Consider the following 17,204-nt stretch of genomic DNA (forward strand, 5'->3'; position numbering starts at 1 on the left):
ATTTGTCATGGCCCGACTCGAGCAATATGCCCCTCGTTTATCCGCCACCGGTGGCCTATGCCCCCGGCGCGAGCGTATCGCCAAGCAATTGATCCTGGCCAATCTCGGCGAAAGCCTGGCCATTGCCGACCTGGCCCAGGCCTGTGCGTTGTCGCGCAGCCATTTCTCACGCGCCTTCAAGTGCAGCACCGGGCTGTCGCCGCAGGAGTGGATCCGCCAACAGCGCATCCAGAGAGCCAAGGAATTGATCACCAGTTCCTCCTTGAGCCTCACGCAAATCAGCCTGGAGTGCGGGTTTTGCGACCAGGCGCACTTCTGCCATATGTTCACCCGCAGCGAGGGCGTCAACCCGATGACCTGGCGAAATCACCACTCGCGCCACAAGCCTCAAGTGATTGCTGCCTAGTGGTCTGTACGGACCTGGAATATGCTGGCCGCTCCCCCCTCCCGAGCATGGCCACCCATGAGTGACCTCAGCGATCAGGCCGTGCATTTCGGCCCTTACCGCATCCACCCGCGCCAACGCCTGGTGCTGGAGGCGGGTCGCCCGTTGCGCCTGGGACGGCGGGCAGTGGATATCCTGCTGATCCTGCTGGAGCAGGCCGGCAATGTGGTGAGCAAGCAGGAACTGATCGCCCGGGTCTGGCCGAAAAGCGTGGTCGAGGACGGCAACCTGCGCGTGCACATGGCGGCGTTGCGCAAGGCCTTGGGCGACGGCCAGGCCGGGCAGCGCTATATCGTCACCGTGGCCCAGCGCGGCTACAGTTTTGTTGCGCCACTGAGCATCGAACCGATGACGCTACCCACCGACGGCGCTCCCCAAAGCCCGTGCCACAACCTGCCCTTGCGCCGCACCCGGATGATCGGCCGCCAGGCCCTGATCGACAGCCTGGTGCAACAACTGCCCGAACAACGCTTCATCACCCTGACCGGCGCCGGCGGCATCGGCAAGACCACCGTCGCGTTGCGCGTGGCGGAATTGCTGATCGGGCATTACCGCGACGGTATTCGCTTGCTCGACCTGGCGCCGCTGAGCGCGCCATCGATGATCCTGCCCAATCTCGCCGCCCTGCTCGACCTGACCCACGTCGAGCACGAACCATTGGCCACATTCGCCCGCAGTTTGCAGGAGCGCCAGTTGCTGCTGGTGATCGACAACTGCGAACACCTGCTCGATGACATCGCCCTGATCAGCGAAACCTTGCTGCGCCACGCGCCCAGGCTGAACATCCTGGCCACCAGCCGCGAGGCATTGCGCGCCGAGGGCGAGTACGTGCAGCGCCTGGAACCCCTGGCCTGCCCGCCTGCCACCGGTAACCGCGCCCAGGCATTGGGCTACCCGGCCCTGCAATTGTTGATCGAGCGGGCCATGTCCCATCAGGACAGTTTTGAACTGAGTGAAACCGAACTGCCGCTGGCGATTGATATCTGTCAGCGCCTGGACGGCATCCCCCTGGCGATCGAGTTGGTGGCGGCGCAAATCGAACGCTTCGGCCTGCCCGGGCTACTGGTGCAGATGGAAGACAACTTCCGCCTGCTCACCCGTGGCCGACGCAGTGCGCTGCCGCGGCATCAGACCCTGCGCGCCACGCTGGACTGGAGCTTTGAGCTGCTGACCGCCTGCGAGCAAGTCTGCCTGCGGCGCCTGGCGGTGTTCCGAGGTGGGTTCAGCCTGGCGAGCGCCGCAGCGGTGATTGCCGGGGAACAGGTGGCGCCGGCTGAGGTGCTGGGTTCGATCACGCAATTGGTGGCCAAATCCTTGCTCAATGTGGAGGCCGGTGATGACGAGATGGGCTATCGGCTGCTGGACATCACGCGCACCTACGCCCTGGAAAAACTCAGCGTTGCCCATGAGCTCGACGCCACCCGCGAGCGCCATGCAGCACGCTGCCTGGCACTGATGGAGCAGGCGCGCGGCGATTGGGAGCTGATCGCGACCCAGCCCTGGATCGACCGCTACGCACCGCTGCGCGAAGACGTCCGCGCCGCGCTCGACTGGGGACTTGGACAGGGCGGTGAACACCTGTTGGCTGTCCGCTTGACGGTCAGCGCAATGCCGCTCTGGCAAGAGTTGTCGTTGCTCCGGGAACACGGCTTGTATGTGGGCAAGGCGCTGGCGTTGATTGAGCAGGTCCGTACGCCCTGCACTCAACTGACAATGCAACTGCAATTGGCGCTGGGCAGCCTGTCTTACCACGCCATGGGGGCTGCTCCCCAGACCATCGCGGCCTTTGTCGGGGCTCAACGCCTGGCTGAGGAGCGCCAGGATGTCGCTGGCCAAATGCGCGCCATCTCCGGTCATCTGGCGGTGAACTTGTGCGCAGGCCGCTATCGCCAGGCGTTGGCGCAGAGCATGCAATTTGATCGCCTCGACCCACGCACTGACCCGCTACTGGACTTGAGCGCCCAACGCCTGCGGGTATTGGCGCAGCACTACAACGGCAATCAGGCACTCGCCCGGCATAACGCCGAACAATTGATCCAACGCATGGCGCACAGCGGCCACCTCAACCGGTTCGCCCACGGGATTGGCGTGCAATACGACCAAAACGTTGCCTCCCTGACCGTATTGGCGCGAATCCTCTGGCTGCAAGGTTTCCCCGAGCAAGCCTGGCGTACCGCCAGCCAGGCGTTGGAACTGGCGCTGCAAATCAATCATGGCACTTCCATCTGCTACACCCTGGCCCTGGCAGGCGTGGTGATCGCCCGCTACAACGGTGAAGAGGACAGCGCTCAGACGCTGCAGGCATTGTTGCTGGAACACGCGCACAAGCATTCGGTGCAACTGTTCCAGACGTGGGCGGGGCACTACGCCGGCATCCTCGGGCATAAAGACTGGCAAGGCTTGGGGCTGATCGAGGACATCCTGATCACGCTCGATGCACACACGGTCGATGAGCCTGCCTTCGACCGCGCACGCACAGGCGACGCGGGCTGGTGTGCGCCGGAAATTCTGCGGGTACGCGCCAACAGCATGGCGGATATCCACGCGGCCGAAGCACTGCTGCACGATGCCCTGGCGCTGGCGCACCAGCAAGGCGCGCTCGCCTGGGAGCTGCGTTGCGCGACATCATTGGCGCGGCTGTGGCTGTCCCAAGGTCGCGAGCAAGCTGCACGCGACCTGTTGAGTTCAATCTACGCGCGATTCACCGAAGGCTTCGCCACCCAGGACCTAGTTCGCGTACGCAGCCTGCTCGACGAGCTTGAGGACAAACGGCCGGCCTGAAAACGGTCCCAGGTAATGTCCATAACCCTGCTGCAAACGCGCCACCTGCTCCGGATCGCGCAGTTGTGCCAGGGCATAGCTGCGCACGCAATTGAGCAGACGGTAACGCGGGTTGCCGGGGCCGGGCTCGAGGGTCAGCAACGACACGCCGACAAGACGCCTCAGCAGGTAGGACAGATCGGCGTGTTCCAGCTCGGTGCCGGCGACCAGTTCACTCAAGGTGGGCAAGGTTACCGCCATCTTGAACAACCCCAATTGCAGGAACAGCCAGCGCTCCGGCAGGCTCAGGCGCTCGCAGGTCCAGTCCAGGGCGGCGGTCAGGGATTGGTGACGTTCCACTGCCGTACGGCGGCCGCGGGTCAGCACCTGCAAGCCCTTGCACAGTTGCTGCTGCAGCCCGCGCACACCCAGGGCATCCACTTGAGCGGCCGCCAGTTCCAGTGCAAGGGGAATGCCATCCAGGCGTCGGCAGATATCCCGCAGCGGCGCCAAGTCCTGGGGCCGCAACACGAAGCCCTGCTGACTGGCACGCCCGCGGGCAACGAACAATTGCACGGCCGGATAGGCCATCGCCTGTTCAACACTGCTCAGTGCCGACGGTGCAGGCACCGCCAGCCGGGGCACGCGCTGCACCCATTCGCCGTGGACTTTCAGGGCCTCACGACTACTCACCAGCACACTGACTTGAGGCGCTGTTTTGCCAAGCACCCGCACCAGGTGACGGCAGGCGCCGAGCAGAAGGTCGGCGCCGTCGAGCACCAGCAACAGCTGGCGGGAGGTCAATTGACGGCTTAACTCGGTAGCGCTGGCGCTCGGTTCAAGGTTCAGCGCGGTGGCCAGGTGGCACAGCATACTCATCGGCGCTTCCACGGTGGCCAGATCGACCCACCACACACCGTCCCGATAACGCGGCAACACGCGCTCGGCCAGCGCCAGGGCCAAGGTGCTCTTGCCTACGCCGGCGCACCCGGTGAGCGTCATCAGGCGCTGCCCCGACAGGCGCCGCACCAGCACACCCAACAGTTCATCGCAGCCAATCACAGGGCTGAGCCGCGCTGCCAGATTGTGCCGGGGCAGCATGACGTGTACCGCGTCCTGTACAGGTGCTGTGAAACAGTAGCCGCGCTGCGGGTCGTTGAGAATGAAGCGTTGCCCATCGAGGGCGCGGCGCAGTGCAGCGATGTGCACGCGCAGGTTGTTTTCTTCCACCACGCTGTTCGGCCAGACCCGCTCGATCAAGGTGGCCTTGCTGATGTACTGCCCAGGCGCTTCGAGCAGCGCCGTGAGGATATCCAGCGCACGTCCGCCCAAGGGTACGGGCCAGCCGGCCTTGCTGACCAACCGCTGTTGCCGGTGAAAGACATAGGCGCCGAAGCGGACCGTGCCATCAGCGTCAATCGCCTGAGGGTTATTCATGTGGGTCATCGCGCTGAAACACCCGGCCTTGGGCGTTTGCGCATCCTTTTCCATGGGCTTGACGCTATCTTGCCAGTTGGCGATGACAGGACAATGCTGGAACGGGGAGCGACACGGACAATCGGGTGCGCGAGACGGACATTCTGTCGTTAACTGAACTGCTGTCGGTATTGGGTCGGGTTGAGGCCCAGCTTCTCACTGAACAAAAAGCGCATATGCCGCACGCTGCCGAAGCCTGCGTGGAAAGCCACGGTCTTGAGCGGCAGGTCGGTGGATTCCAGCAACTGCCGGGCGCGGTCGATGCGCGCACCTTGCAGGAACGCCATAGGCGTCATTTGCACATCCTTGGCAAACAGCCTCGCAAAATGGCGTGCGCTCATGCCGGCCAGCTCGGCCATGGATTCGATGGTGAAAGGCTGCTCCAAATGCGCCAGGACATAGTTCTGCACGCGGGTAATCGCGGTTTCCTGGGGCGCAACCGCTGCTGTCATCGGGCTGAACTGAGCTTGGCCGCCCTGGCGCTTCATCACCACCAGCAGCACCTTGGCCACGTCCACCGCGACTTGCTTGCCATGGTCCTGGGCCACCACCGACAACGCCAGGTCGATACCGGCCGTGACGCCACCCGAAGTGATCAAGCGCCCGTCCTGCAAGTAGATTTGATCCGTCTCGACAATCGCCTTGGGAAACGCCTTGATCAGCCGTTCGGTGTAGTGCCAATGGGTTGTTACACGGTGCTCGTCGAGCAGGCCTGCATGCCCCAGCACGAACGCACCGGTGCAGATCGAGCCGAAGCGCCGCGCCCGTGGGGCCGCAGCCTTGAGCCAGGGCAACAGCGCGGGGTGGCATTCGTTATAGGCACCGGGCCCGCCGGGCACCAGCAGCAAGTCGTAGGCATCCAGGGCCTGGTCCAGCAGCAGATCGGTCTGCACCATCACGCCGTTGGAAGCACGCAACGGGCCGGGCTCGGTGCCGATAGTGAGGATCTGGTAGTGCGCGGCCGCCGGCAGGTAGCGGTTGGCAATGGAGAACACTTCGAGCGGCCCGGCCATGTCGAGCAGGAGGAAGTCCGGAAACAGCGCCATGGCCACGGTTTTCATACAGGGAAAGGTCCATCAAAAAAGGAAAACGGCGGACAGTATGCCATGCCTGAAACTGTCAACTCATAAGCGACAGTTATTCAGAATCCACCTTCTTAATCAATCTTCCAGTAACCATTAACCTCTTTCTCAACGACGGAGCCCTGCATGTCGCAGCCCGCTCCCACTTGAGGACAAGACCATGCTGACCCTTCGCAAAGCTTCCGAACGCGGCGCCGCCAATCACGGTTGGTTGAAGTCGTTCCACACCTTCTCGTTCGCCAACTACTGGAACCCGAATGAACAAGGGTTTTCCGACCTGCTGGTGATCAACGATGACCGCGTCGCCGCTGGCAAAGGCTTCGGCCAGCATCCACACCGCGACATGGAGATTTTCTCCTATGTGCTCGAAGGCGCCCTGGAACACAAGGACACCCTGGGCACCGGCTCGGTGATCCGCCCTGGCGACGTGCAACTGATGAGCGCCGGCAGCGGTGTAGCCCACAGCGAGTTCAACCACAGCCAAAGCCGTGGCGTGCACTTCCTGCAAATCTGGATCGTGCCCGCGGTGGCCGGCGCCGAGCCGCGCTACCAGCAGGAGCACTTCAGCGAGGCTCAGAAACGTGGGCGCCTGCAGTTGATCATCTCGCCAGAGGGCAATGACGGCGCCCTCAGCGTGCGTCAGGACGCACGGGTGTATGCCGGGCTGTTCAACGGTGACGAAGCCGCAACCCTGGACCTGCCGCCGGACCGCCACGTGTACATCCACGTGGCCCGGGGCAGCGTTGAAGTGAACGGCCAGCGCTTGCAGGAAGGCGATGGCGCTCGGGTACGGGATGAGCGGCAGATCCGCTTGAGCCAGGGTGAAGACGCCGAAGTGCTGGTGTTCGACCTGCGCCCACAGGAATTGCCGCAGATGCCATGACCGGCCCCGCGATGGCCCGCCAACACGAGCCATCGCTGGCGTCGATAGTCACCATCAGCCCAATGAAGTTCTCTTAAAAAATGCAACGCGTACCATCAAACCCATACCAGGCAACACCCAAACTAAAACACTCGGAGCACACCATCATGAAACGCCAAATCTTGCTTAGCCTCGCTTTCTCGGTACTTGCTGCAAATGCATTTGCTCACCCAGTGGTTGCTGAAGGCGGTTCGGATCGCCTGATCGAAAGTCGTGTTGCAGAGGGTGGTTCGGACCGCCTGCTGGACCGCCGTGTCGCCGAAGGCGGTGCTGATCGCTTGCAAGAACGCGGTCTGGCTGAAGGCGGTGCTGATCGCCTGCAAGAACGCGGTCTGGCTGAAGGCGGTGCTGATCGCCTGCAAGAACGCGGTCTGGCTGAAGGTGGTGCTGATCGCCTGCAAGAACGCGGTCTGGCTGAAGGTGGTGCTGATCGTCTGCAAGAACGCGGTCTGGCTGAAGGCGGTGCTGATCGTCTGCAAGAACGCGGTCTGGCTGAAGGCGGTGCTGATCGTCTGCAAGAACGCGGTCTGGCTGAAGGCGGTGCTGATCGTCTGCAAGGCAACAACGCTTAACCTCCCGCTGCTTGCGGGAACCCCAAACCGGCCTGATCAGCCGGTTTTTTTTCGCCCGCTATTAATGCAACTCACGGTCCACCCACAGCACCGCCTTGCCGACCTGTTGCCGCGCTTCGATGCGTTCGTGCACCCGCTGCACGGTCTCCAGCGTGTAATGCCCCTCGATATCCACCGTCAAAGCCCCTTCGAGCATCGCCGCAAAGACCGCATTGGCGCGTCGCTGCACGGTGGCCCCATCGGCCATGTGGTCGGCCAGCCGTGGCCGCGTCAAAAATAACGACCCGGCTTCGCCCAGTTCAATCGGGTCGAGGTCCGTCAGCGAGCCCGAAACATTGCCATAGTTAACGATCAAACCGCGTGTGCGGCAGGCGCGAAAACTGTCGCGCAAGGTACTTTTGCCCAGGGAATCGAAGACCACATCCACGCCCTTCCCGCCTGTTGCCTGCAACACATGGTCGGCGAATCGGCCATCGTCGTAATTAAAGGTAGTGATGGAGTTCCTGGTGGCCTGCATCGAGGGCGAACCGCAGTTACGGCGCTGAATCAACCTGGATGGGCGAGGAACTTCTTGCGATACGCCGCCGGCAACAGGCCCACCCGTTGCTGGAAAAGGCGGCGGAAAGAATTGCTGTCTTCGTAACCCACCGCGTAGGTGATGCTTTCCAGGGTCATGCGGGTCGATTCCAGCATTTGCTTGGCCCGCTCCAGGCGCAGGGTTTGCAGGTAGGCAATCGGGGTGTACTCGGTAGCGTCCTTAAAACGCCGCTTGAAATTGCGCACGCCAAACCCAAAGCGCCGGGCCACATCGTCAATGACCAAGGCCTCGGCAAAGTGCTGCTCCAGCCAGTGCTGCACGCGCAGGATCTCGCCATCGCCATGGCTTTTGGGCAGCGACCACATGGCATATACCGACTGTTCGCTACGCACATTATCGATCAGCAAGTATTTACCACAGGTGTGGGCCAGTTCCGGAGAGCCGAAACGACGGATCAGATGCAACATCAAGTCCATCGCCGCGCTTGCCCCACCGCTGGTGATCACACGGTTTTCTTCGCAGAGGATCTGCGCGTCATCCAGGTTCACGTCCGCGTAGCGTCGTCGAAACAGGTCGGCAAACGCCCAGTGAGTCGTGGCGCGCAGGTTTTGTAGAACGCCGCACTCAGCCAGCAAAAACGCTGCGGTGCACATCGAAGCCAACACCGCGCCGCGTGCATGCTGTTCGCGCAACCAGGCTGCGTAGGCAGGAAAGTTCGGCAGGGCCTCCTTCAATGTGAACAAAAAACCTGGGATCAGCACCAGGTCGGTCTGCGCGATCTGCGCCACCGCGCGGTCCACCTGCAAGCACTGCCCGCCCCAAGCCTCCACGGCCTGGCCGTCCAAGGAGGCAACGACCACGTCGAAGGGTGGGCTGTCGGCGAACAGGTTGGCGGCGCTGAGCATCTCCAGCGCCAAGGTGGCACTGGCGGCAGAACAACGATCGGCCAGGAGCAAGGTAATGTGCATGAAAGGAGCCCTGTTGCGCTTTTCGCAGGTAATAAGTCATTTGTGCACCTACCTTAGCCGATTCCACATCTTTACAGTGCTGCCACTGATCAACTGTCTGGTGCCTTGATGAATCTCTGGTTTCGCTTGCTCTTCATGCTGTCCCGGCGCCCCTGGCGCAAACCTGTCCATGGCCTGGCCACCACCGTGGTGCGCATGCGCGTCTGGCCGCTGGACCTGGATATCAACCGGCACGTCACCAATGGCCGCTACTTTTCCCTGGCGGACGTCGCAAGGATGGATTTTGTGTTGCGCACCGGCGCCTTTCGCGTGGCGCTGCGCAACAAAGCGCTGCCGATCGTGGGCGATACCTGGGGCAAGTTCCGCCGGGAGTTGAAGCTGTTCGACGTGTTTGAGGTGCACACCCGCATGCTCGGCTGGGACCACAAATGGAGCCTGATGGAACACCGTTTTGTCCGTAAGGGCCGGGTGGTCGGCGTGGTGGTGATGCGCGGGTTGTTCCGCTCGGCCAAGGGCACCCTGCCCCCAGCGGATTTTTTACGTGAACTGGGGCTGGATGAAGCGTCACCGCCAATGCCGCAATGGCTCAGCGACTGGGCGCAAAGTTGTGATGACATGAGTGTGCAGTTGCGGGAGGAGGAGCAGGTTTGAGTGTTGGCAACCTGCACAACAGCCCCTCCCCGGCGTCGGTTGCACCTGGTCTGGGCCAGCCGTAGATCGCCCTGGCCGACGTTGCTGGCTAACGTGTGGGCATGACCGCGCAGCCCCGCAATCGATGAGTTCGCCGAAGCGTCGCAGGCTTAATCCAGTCCCCCCTTGCCACTAGCGATGCAAGGGTTTACCCGATTCCACCAAAAAAGCGTTTGGTCTAAAATACTTATCGAGCATTAAGAATTTGCACTAGCATATGTGTACGTTCGTACAAACACCCTCGCAATAGCCGCGCATTACCCCTTCCCTCTCTGAAAAACAAAGTGGCGAATGTTAAAATTTGTCACGTTTTGCCGTATTCAATTCGATTAGTATCTAAACGCTAGCAGCGATTGAACTGACGGCCTTGCATGCCGGAAAAGGGAGTAGGTGATGCATTTTTCCAATGTCCTCGCTATTGCACGGACTCAATCTAAATCGGAGGACTTTCGAGCGCTCATAGTTCGCACTGTAACGGATGATTTAAAAGTCGATACACGTTACTACGAACAACTAGTTGACCCCCACGAAAGCCACGGAAACTACCGTGCCATCATTATAGAAATCGACACCCCCTCGGCCAGCAATCAAACGCTGGAGATAATAAGAAAAACCCGAGATAAAAACCCTGGCTGCACGATATTCGTCGTTATCACTTTTGCCTCGACCTTGAGTAAAACCAAATACTATCTGGCCGGTGCGGACTACTGCATCAAAGTGATAGAAACATCCCCTGAAAAAAAATCGAGCCTGTTTGAAGACTTACTCAGCGAGACGGCACGACTGAATCGTTGCGCCCTAGTGCTCGATCAGGACCGCATGTGCATTCACGGTGACGGCAAAAAACTGGAAATCTCTTTTGTTGAAATGAAAGTATTGGAAGCGCTTATCCAGCGTCGACTACTCAGTCACAATGAGATCGCCGCCGTCATGGGACTTAATACCAAATACTATGACTCCCGCGCGCTGGAAAAATCCATCAGCCGATTGCGCAGTAAAATCAAGGCACACTACGGTGACAATATCATTCAGAATATCCGCGGTTATGGATACAAACTAAGCCGCGGTCTTATTTGCGCCAGCCATTTGCAAACCGCCCAAGAGAGGTCGAATCGTGAATAGCGAGAGAATATCCCCTGCGCACAGTGTGGACTTCAACCTTGTCAGGCAAGCCATTGTTGACCGCAACCATACACTCTGGGGCAATGAAATCAGCCTGACGTCCAAGGACACTCAGGCATTACCTCAAAGTGCCTACAGCGAGGCACTTCAGCGTATCAGCGCACGGCGCAATGCCTTGAACCCAACGGTAAGCCACACGTTCCTGCGGATTAATCAAGCCGTATTAATGAACGAAGACTTTCATACGTGCATTATTCAGACTGCCCAGTCACTGGAAAAGCACAAACTTCCCTTCACCCTCAGTATCGATAACCCGTTGGATGCCCTGCCCGGTCCGGTTGAACGCAGGGCGATGGTGCGCCAGCTATATAAACTAAAAGACCAATGCAGCCTCACACTTGCCTACAATAATTACAGACTCGATACAAAGCCGGCAGATCTGTTGATCGACCTCAAGCTTTACGACTATATAAAAATGCCCTTCCCGGATTCCGCGCTCCGGCTGAGTCTCAACACACGCTCCGATCTGTTCGATCGGCTCTACGACCGCATGCTAGAGCTGATCAGTGCGACCCGGGTATGTTTCATTGCTGACACGGTTGAATTTGCCGACAGCGCCGTTCTGGCTAAAAACCTGCCTTTCGAATACTTTCAGGGCGGTTATTACTCTCCTGCTGACCGCTTATAACAACTGCATCTTCCTGATACCGGTGAACACCATGAGTTCTCTCAAGAAATACGCCTTTACACCGACAGTTCCCGCTATCGCACTGCGGGACTTCACGCCCAATGCAGAGCTGTTTCATTATGATATTGGTGAGCCAGCAACCACGCAGGTCGCCGACAAAAAACGCGGAGTTAGCCATCGACATTCCAGCCCCAGTGAACACCCACGGCTGAACACCTATGTCATTACCCATACCATAACGCTACCCTTACATTCTTCTACCGCCGTGCGACAAGAATCCAGAATGCCCACGCCAAAGGATCATGACAGCACGCCAAAAAACCATACTCGTCCTGCGGAAATAACCCCTGAGCGAACTCAACTGTCTCAGGATTTCTGGCTGCTGACCCAGCATGACCGAACCCTGGTCAAGGGCGGCTTGCGCATCTCCTTGACCACCATTGAATCCGCATTGATTAAAAAAATGTTGCATCATGAAGAGCGCGTCGTGAGCAAGGAAGAGTTGATCCGTAATATCGGGCGCGAGCCCGAGTTATATCGCGGATTGGAAATGTGCCTGAGTCGACTGCAAGAAAAGTTCAAGCGGGCCAACGACGGCGAACGTTTGTTTCGTGCAGTCAGAAACCGTGGTTATTGCCTCACCCAAAAAATCAAAAAGCCGCTCGAGCTGACTCAGTCACGCCGATAACTATAAGACAACTGACACTTTATCACTCACCCTGCCTATTGATACCTGCCTTTTTATAACACCCTCTAATAAGATCTCGCTGGCCTTGTTATAAGTCGTCAGCCAATGCTCCCTGCCGTTCATTACTATCCACGGGTACGCGCTTGCGCGTGCCTGTCGTTTTAGTGCGGTATTGCACCGCGTGATTAAACCCTGCCACCACGCACGTGGTCACCACCGGGAGCAGAACTATGCTGAACAACACTAGAATGCATCGCAACCTGACGCCCAAGGGTTTGACGTTCTGGGGCCAGTGGACGCTCGCATCGGGTTTGGTCGTGACACTGTTGTTTATGTTGGTGTTCTTGAAAACCGGTCAACTTGAATATAACTATCGTGTCTTGGCCGCCTTTACCATACTGGCGTCGCTGCCTGCGTATAGCCTGTGTGATGTGTATAGTAAGAAAGACGATTATGGCGTGGGCCTAGGTCGACTATTCATGGGTTGGTTGCTGACCATAGGTATATTGTTTGCCGTGGGCATTGCCTGTAATGCCAGTTCATTGTTTCCTCTGGAAATTTTACTGTTGTGGGCGGCAGTCAGTTACCCACTGTTGGCACTGTGTTATATCCCGTTGCACAGCCTGTCCAGGTATTACCATCGCCAACTTCACCAGCGGCACAAGTCATTGATCGTGGGCACCGGCAAACTGGCGGTCGACTTGGCCAAAACGCTGTCGCGCCAGAAGCGTTCACCTTTGGTTGGACTGGTCGGTAGCCACGCCGATGCGGCGTCGGAGGCGCAATCGCAGATACTCGGCGAACTGCCGCAATTACCGCAACTGATCCGGCAGCACGGCATTCGCCGGCTCTACATCACTCACTCGTTGCAGGATGCCACCCACATCGAGGCGCTGTACCTCAACTTGCTGGAAATCAGCGTCGATGTGATCTGGGTGCCCGACCTCAACAACATGCTGCTACTCAATCATTGCGTGGCCGAAGTGGATGGGTTGCCGGCGATCTTCCTCAACGAAAGCCCGCTGACCAGCCGCCCCACCGCTGCCCTGAGCAAGTCATTGCTGGACAAGAGCCTGGCCTTGCTGGCGATCCTGGTGCTGAGCCCGTTATTGTTGGTGTTCGCCCTGCTGATCAAGCTCACCTCTCCCGGCCCGGTGATTTTCAAACAGGACCGCCATGGCTGGAATGGCGAGGTGATCAAGGTATGGAAGTTCCGCTCGATGCGCATGCATGACGACCAAGAGGTACGCCAGGCCAGCCGCAACGACTCGCGCATCACCCCGGTCGGCCGGTTTATCCGGCGTACCTCCATCGATGAATTGCCACAGCTGTTCAACGTGCTGCAAGGGCACATGGCCCTGGTCGGCCCGCGGCCCCATGCCGTTGCGCATAACGACTATTACTCGGGGAAGATTCACGCGTACATGGCGCGTCATCGCATCAAGCCCGGTATCACGGGGCTGGCGCAGATCAATGGTTGCCGGGGTGAGACCGAGACACTGGAGAAGATGCAAAAACGCGTCGATATCGACCTGCTCTACATCAATACCTGGTCGCTGTGGCTAGATATCAAGATCCTGGTGAAGACGCCATTTACGCTGCTGTCCAAGGATATCTACTGACAGAAAAGCTGGACGTTCAAGTCTGATACCCGTCAGTTAAACCGCCGCTAAGGCGAAAGGTACTTGCTCCCTCGCCACAGGTACGGTGTTAGCCTTTGGCGGACTGGGATTAGACCTTCAAGCCCCCCTTCCCGCCTCACTCCGTCATCTTGTCGATGTTCTTGTAGAACAAGTCACTGTCCCGTCCATCCGTCATCGAATGCAATGAATAGGCGCGATTCAACCGCGCGCCGCCGTCACGCGTCAGCGGTGCCCACACCAGGTTGGCACGGCGCATGGTCGACAGGCTCATCAACTCATCGAACGGAATGGACAGGTAGAGGCCTTTGTCGAAGCTGCCTTCACCAAACTCTTCCTTGGACACGTTGGTACGGGTGATCCACGCACCGATACGCACGCCATTGTTGAATTCCCGCGACAGGTCCAGCGTCGCCCCCCAGTCCCTGGCCAGGTATCGACCGACGCTCAAGGCGCCCTGCAGGTTGAACGGCAGGTCGGTGTAGCCGGTGATATGCCCGGTCACCGTGCGGTAATCACGCAGGCTGAAATCCTGCTCGAAGCCGCGCTGGCGCACGTAGTTCAGGTCGGCCCCCACGGCCCAGCCCTGGCCCATCGGCCGGTACAGCAGTTCGCTGCCGACACCGGCGTACATCGACTCGAGCAAACCGCCGTAGACCATGCCGTACAGGTCCTGGTCCAGGCGCTGCGCATGGTTGAGCTGGAAGGTCGGGAGGGTGACGTCAGCGCTGGTCATGTACTTGCGCAGGTCGGTACGAACCCGGGGCAAACCCGTGGGCGCGTCATAGGTAAAACCGTCGTAGTTGTTCAGCAGGTTGACGCTCAACAAGCCGCTCCACCACGTGTTGCGGGTAAAGCGGTATTCGGCGTCGAGATCGGCGGAAACCTGGTAGAGCAAGCCATCCGGCCCGCCGACGTTCTGCTTATAGCCAAGGCCGATGCCATAGCTGAACGGCTTGGGCGGTTGGGTATAGAGCAGCGTCTGCGTGCGTTCACTGGCGCGATTGACTTCGACCTGACGGTGCAGGTCCTGCAAGTCTTCGCGGTTGTTGACCACCTCGCGGAAGGTCTCGCGGGGTACGCTGGTTTCCTCGATCGGCATGGCATAACGTTCGCTGACCAACGTGAACCAATCAATCTGGTCGTTCACGCTGTTGTCCAGGATACGGCTGGCACGCCCTACCGCCTTGGCGCTGTGGAAGTAGCGCTGCTGTTCGCCATACACCACCAGCTCCGGCCCGCGTTGAGTGATGCGCTGCACGTTGTAGCCGGCATTGTCATGCAGACGCTGGGAGACTGCCGCCCAGTCCACCTGGTCGGGCGGTGTGCTCGGTGCCTTGGCCGGCAATGGGGGGGCCGGTGGGTCGTAGGTTTTTGCCGGTGCCTTGCGGCTGGCAAAATTGGTGTGCAGGGTGATGCCGAACATCGCGGTGTTGCCGCGTTCCCAGGCAGCACTCACGTCGATGGAGTCGGCGAGCTTGTAGACCAGGCCCAGGTTGAACGGCGAGTCCTGGCGAAACGAGTTGTCCCGGGGTTCGTCCTTGTAGTCGTTACCTTCAACCTCGAGCTTGAGGCTCAACGGCGCCCAGGGCGTTTGGTAAGCGATCCCGCCAAACAACGCGGGCCGGCCGCGAAAATAGCCGTTGGAAAAACTGCCGGAACCTTCGGCGGTGGGCCGCCTGTTGTAACGATCATCCAACACGCCCAACGGGTTGCCGAAATCACCGCGACTGCCCATGTAACCCCAGGCGATGCCGGCGCTGAAATCCACATCGCCATAACGCTTGTTGGCCACCAGGTACTCGCTGGAAAACAAGCCGGTGCCGCCCAGGTCCATGAACCCCAGCGCCACTTCCGGCAGCCAATGGCTTTCCTGGTACAGGCGCACTTTGGCGTCGACGGCCTTGTCCTTGTAGCTCTGGCCGCCGCTGAACGACTCGGCGCCATACAGGCGGTTGGTGATCGCGGTGTAGCGAAAGGTGCCTTCCAGCCAGTCCAGCGGCTGCGCCGAAAAACTGTAGCGGCTATAGGGCTCGGTGCGGTTGGCGTTGATGCTCAGCTCGCCGGCGGGCGCCATGCGCGCGGTGGGGGTTTGCAGCAATCCCACCCCGCCAAAATCGCTTTGAGTGTAACGGGGATCGCCATGCGCGACGCCACAGGGCACCAGCAGCACGGCCGCAATACATAATTTCAAGGCGTGACCTCGGCCAGGGGTTGGGTGGCGAGAAACTCGGCCAATTGCTGATTCAGTTCAGGGGTGAGCGGGTCCAGGTCATCGCTGCGAATCGGCACCAACAATGTGCTGCCGGGCGCAGGGGCGGCGCCGTCTTTGCGGTTCCAGGGGGCAATGCCCAAACGCGTGACCTGCCCGTCGGGCTGGATCAGCCACAGGTAATCGGCGTCCGCTTCCACGGATGGCGGGCACGCGGCGAGGTAGTCGCGCGCCTGCTGTTGTGGCTGAAATACCAAGGTGCACGCCGCGGCCACCGCGCCCAGCACACGCACGCTGTCAGGCCTCGGCGGGTACACCAGGCGGTCGCCCTCGCTGACCGGCAGGTTCGGCGCAAAACCGACCTCCACCGCCACCGGGTCCAGCACCGCCAACTGGCGGCCGGTCACCGGTAAGGCCTGCACCTGTTGATACACCTGCGCGGCAACAGCGGCACGACCTACGTGCCCCGCCGCCAACGCGGCCTGGTGCAGGGTTTGCAGGTCAAACAACACGCCGGCCTTGAGCCGCGCCTGACCTTCAAGCAACGGTTGATGCAGCCAGGCAGCGCCCAGCCAATAGCCTTCGGCATCCGGTTGCGCCGCCGTGATCACCTCCAACAAGCGTGCCCCGGTTTGCAGCGCAATGGGGCCTGGGTTGCGTACCTGGCCGCTGACCGTCATGGCGGCCTGGCTCACACTGGCACAGCTGCACAACAGGACCAGCGCCGTGAGGGTTCGACGGGTCATCGGGCGTCCTTACGGGTGGGTTGCAACTGGGTGATGGTCAGGGTCAGGCTGGGCGAAAGGTGCTGCTCGCTCTGCACAATAAAACCGTCGGCGGGGTCGACCCAGTAACGGTTGCGCGCCTTAAAACCAGCGCCTTCAACGTCTTCGTCGATCCGTAACAAGGCATAGGGTTTGTCGAGAATCTCGATGGTTTCGATGCCCTTGCGCGTCATGCGACTGGTCAGTGGGATACCCATGCGATAGCCACCCACCCAATCGATTTGCCGCGTACTGCGATAGCCATCCGGCACACGGTGCAACCCCAGCTGAAACGGTGATTGCCCCTGCCAGTGCGTGCCATCCAGCTCGGCACCGAGGCCAACCGTGCGCACCACCAGGCCGTCACGCATCAGCAGCACCTGCTTGCCCGACGCCACCCAGAACTGCAGGTCGCCGCGCTGGCGAATCAGCGCCATCACCCCTTGGCTGGACACTGTGGTGACCTTGATCTGCGGGAACGGCACGGCATCCACCTGCGCCTGGGTCAACACCAGCGGCGCGGGCCCGGCCACGGCCGCCCTGAACGTGTCGAGGGAGGCGGTCATCAGCGGATTGCAGCCACCCAGCAGCCACGCCAACCCCATGTAAGTAGCGATTTTAAGAGTGTTCACGCAGG

At 60.1% G+C, this 17,204-nt stretch carries 15 protein-coding genes and 1 pseudogene; 9 read left to right on the top strand and 7 right to left on the bottom strand.

Annotation, left to right across the window (positions count from 1 at the left end):
- Positions 1-7 precede the first annotated feature (7 nt).
- A complete protein-coding gene (locus tag JBO08_RS21930) occupies positions 8-406 on the top strand; it encodes a helix-turn-helix domain-containing protein (protein WP_065876074.1) in 399 nt (132 codons plus the stop codon).
- A gap of 57 nt (positions 407-463) precedes the next feature.
- A complete protein-coding gene (locus JBO08_RS21935; RefSeq protein ID WP_220074941.1) occupies positions 464-3,226 on the top strand; it encodes a winged helix-turn-helix domain-containing protein in 2,763 nt (920 codons plus the stop codon).
- Here the strand turns inward: JBO08_RS21935 and JBO08_RS21940 are convergent.
- Complete coding sequence (locus JBO08_RS21940) at positions 3,173-4,696, bottom strand: winged helix-turn-helix domain-containing protein (RefSeq protein WP_065881728.1); 1,524 nt, start codon at positions 4,694-4,696, stop codon at positions 3,173-3,175. The two genes, JBO08_RS21935 and JBO08_RS21940, sit on opposite strands and share 54 nt — an antisense overlap.
- A gap of 95 nt (positions 4,697-4,791) precedes the next feature.
- Complete coding sequence (locus tag JBO08_RS21945; protein WP_065876071.1) at positions 4,792-5,742, bottom strand: GlxA family transcriptional regulator; 951 nt, start codon at positions 5,740-5,742, stop codon at positions 4,792-4,794.
- A 181-nt stretch (positions 5,743-5,923) separates the two neighbouring features.
- Here JBO08_RS21945 and JBO08_RS21950 point away from each other — a divergent pair, with 181 nt between their 5' ends.
- Entirely contained in the window at positions 5,924-6,646 is a 723-nt protein-coding gene (locus tag JBO08_RS21950) for a pirin family protein (protein ID WP_065876070.1), read from the top strand.
- A 146-nt stretch (positions 6,647-6,792) separates the two neighbouring features.
- On the top strand, positions 6,793-7,257 hold the full coding sequence (locus tag JBO08_RS21955; RefSeq protein WP_220074942.1) for a hypothetical protein: 465 nt from the start codon (positions 6,793-6,795) through the stop codon (positions 7,255-7,257).
- Positions 7,258-7,318: 61 nt separating this feature from the next.
- Here the strand turns inward: JBO08_RS21955 and JBO08_RS21960 are convergent.
- Together JBO08_RS21960 and JBO08_RS21965 are read right to left on the bottom strand one after the other, a co-directional pair.
- A pseudogene (locus tag JBO08_RS21960) lies at positions 7,319-7,738 on the bottom strand (zinc-binding dehydrogenase); the annotation flags it as partial.
- 65 nt (positions 7,739-7,803) lie between these two features.
- Positions 7,804-8,763: a GlxA family transcriptional regulator gene (locus JBO08_RS21965; RefSeq protein WP_065891223.1), complete on the bottom strand. Its 960-nt coding sequence runs from the start codon at positions 8,761-8,763 to the stop codon at positions 7,804-7,806.
- Between the two features lie 108 nt (positions 8,764-8,871).
- On the opposite strand from JBO08_RS21965, the gene JBO08_RS21970 reads away from it, so the two are divergent.
- The 5 genes from JBO08_RS21970 to JBO08_RS21990 all read left to right on the top strand — a co-directional run bounded on the left by JBO08_RS21970 (position 8,872) and on the right by JBO08_RS21990 (position 13,573).
- On the top strand, positions 8,872-9,414 hold the full coding sequence (locus JBO08_RS21970; RefSeq protein WP_065946387.1) for an acyl-CoA thioesterase: 543 nt from the start codon (positions 8,872-8,874) through the stop codon (positions 9,412-9,414).
- 432 nt (positions 9,415-9,846) lie between these two features.
- Positions 9,847-10,575: a winged helix-turn-helix domain-containing protein gene (locus tag JBO08_RS21975; protein WP_065876065.1), complete on the top strand. Its 729-nt coding sequence runs from the start codon at positions 9,847-9,849 to the stop codon at positions 10,573-10,575.
- Positions 10,568-11,263, top strand: coding sequence for a hypothetical protein (locus tag JBO08_RS21980; protein WP_065876064.1), 696 nt, complete (start codon positions 10,568-10,570; stop codon positions 11,261-11,263). The genes JBO08_RS21975 and JBO08_RS21980 overlap by 8 nt, the downstream gene beginning before the upstream one ends.
- A gap of 31 nt (positions 11,264-11,294) precedes the next feature.
- Positions 11,295-11,951: a winged helix-turn-helix domain-containing protein gene (locus JBO08_RS21985; protein WP_065876063.1), complete on the top strand. Its 657-nt coding sequence runs from the start codon at positions 11,295-11,297 to the stop codon at positions 11,949-11,951.
- Positions 11,952-12,181: 230 nt separating this feature from the next.
- Positions 12,182-13,573 carry an undecaprenyl-phosphate glucose phosphotransferase gene (locus JBO08_RS21990; RefSeq protein ID WP_065876062.1) on the top strand — a complete coding sequence of 464 codons (1,392 nt, stop codon included), beginning with the start codon at positions 12,182-12,184 and terminating at the stop codon, positions 13,571-13,573.
- A gap of 136 nt (positions 13,574-13,709) precedes the next feature.
- Here JBO08_RS21990 and JBO08_RS21995 read toward each other — a convergent pair whose 3' ends face one another.
- Genes JBO08_RS21995 through JBO08_RS22005 form a run of 3 tightly spaced genes read right to left on the bottom strand, consistent with a single transcriptional unit; the run spans position 13,710 to position 17,199 of the window.
- Positions 13,710-15,785 (bottom strand): YjbH domain-containing protein, encoded by a 2,076-nt coding sequence (locus JBO08_RS21995; RefSeq protein WP_220074943.1) that lies wholly within the window; start codon positions 15,783-15,785, stop codon positions 13,710-13,712.
- On the bottom strand, positions 15,782-16,549 hold the full coding sequence (locus tag JBO08_RS22000; protein ID WP_065881738.1) for a capsule biosynthesis GfcC family protein: 768 nt from the start codon (positions 16,547-16,549) through the stop codon (positions 15,782-15,784). The genes JBO08_RS21995 and JBO08_RS22000 overlap by 4 nt, the downstream gene beginning before the upstream one ends.
- Positions 16,546-17,199 (bottom strand): YjbF family lipoprotein, encoded by a 654-nt coding sequence (locus tag JBO08_RS22005; RefSeq protein ID WP_371905541.1) that lies wholly within the window; start codon positions 17,197-17,199, stop codon positions 16,546-16,548. Before JBO08_RS22005 ends, JBO08_RS22000 begins: the two co-directional genes overlap by 4 nt.
- Between the last annotated feature and the right edge of the window lie 5 nt (positions 17,200-17,204).

It is taken from the genome of Pseudomonas sp. LAP_36 (assembly GCF_019456785.1).
In the GTDB taxonomy this organism is placed as follows: Bacteria; Pseudomonadota; Gammaproteobacteria; order Pseudomonadales; family Pseudomonadaceae; genus Aquipseudomonas; species Aquipseudomonas tritici.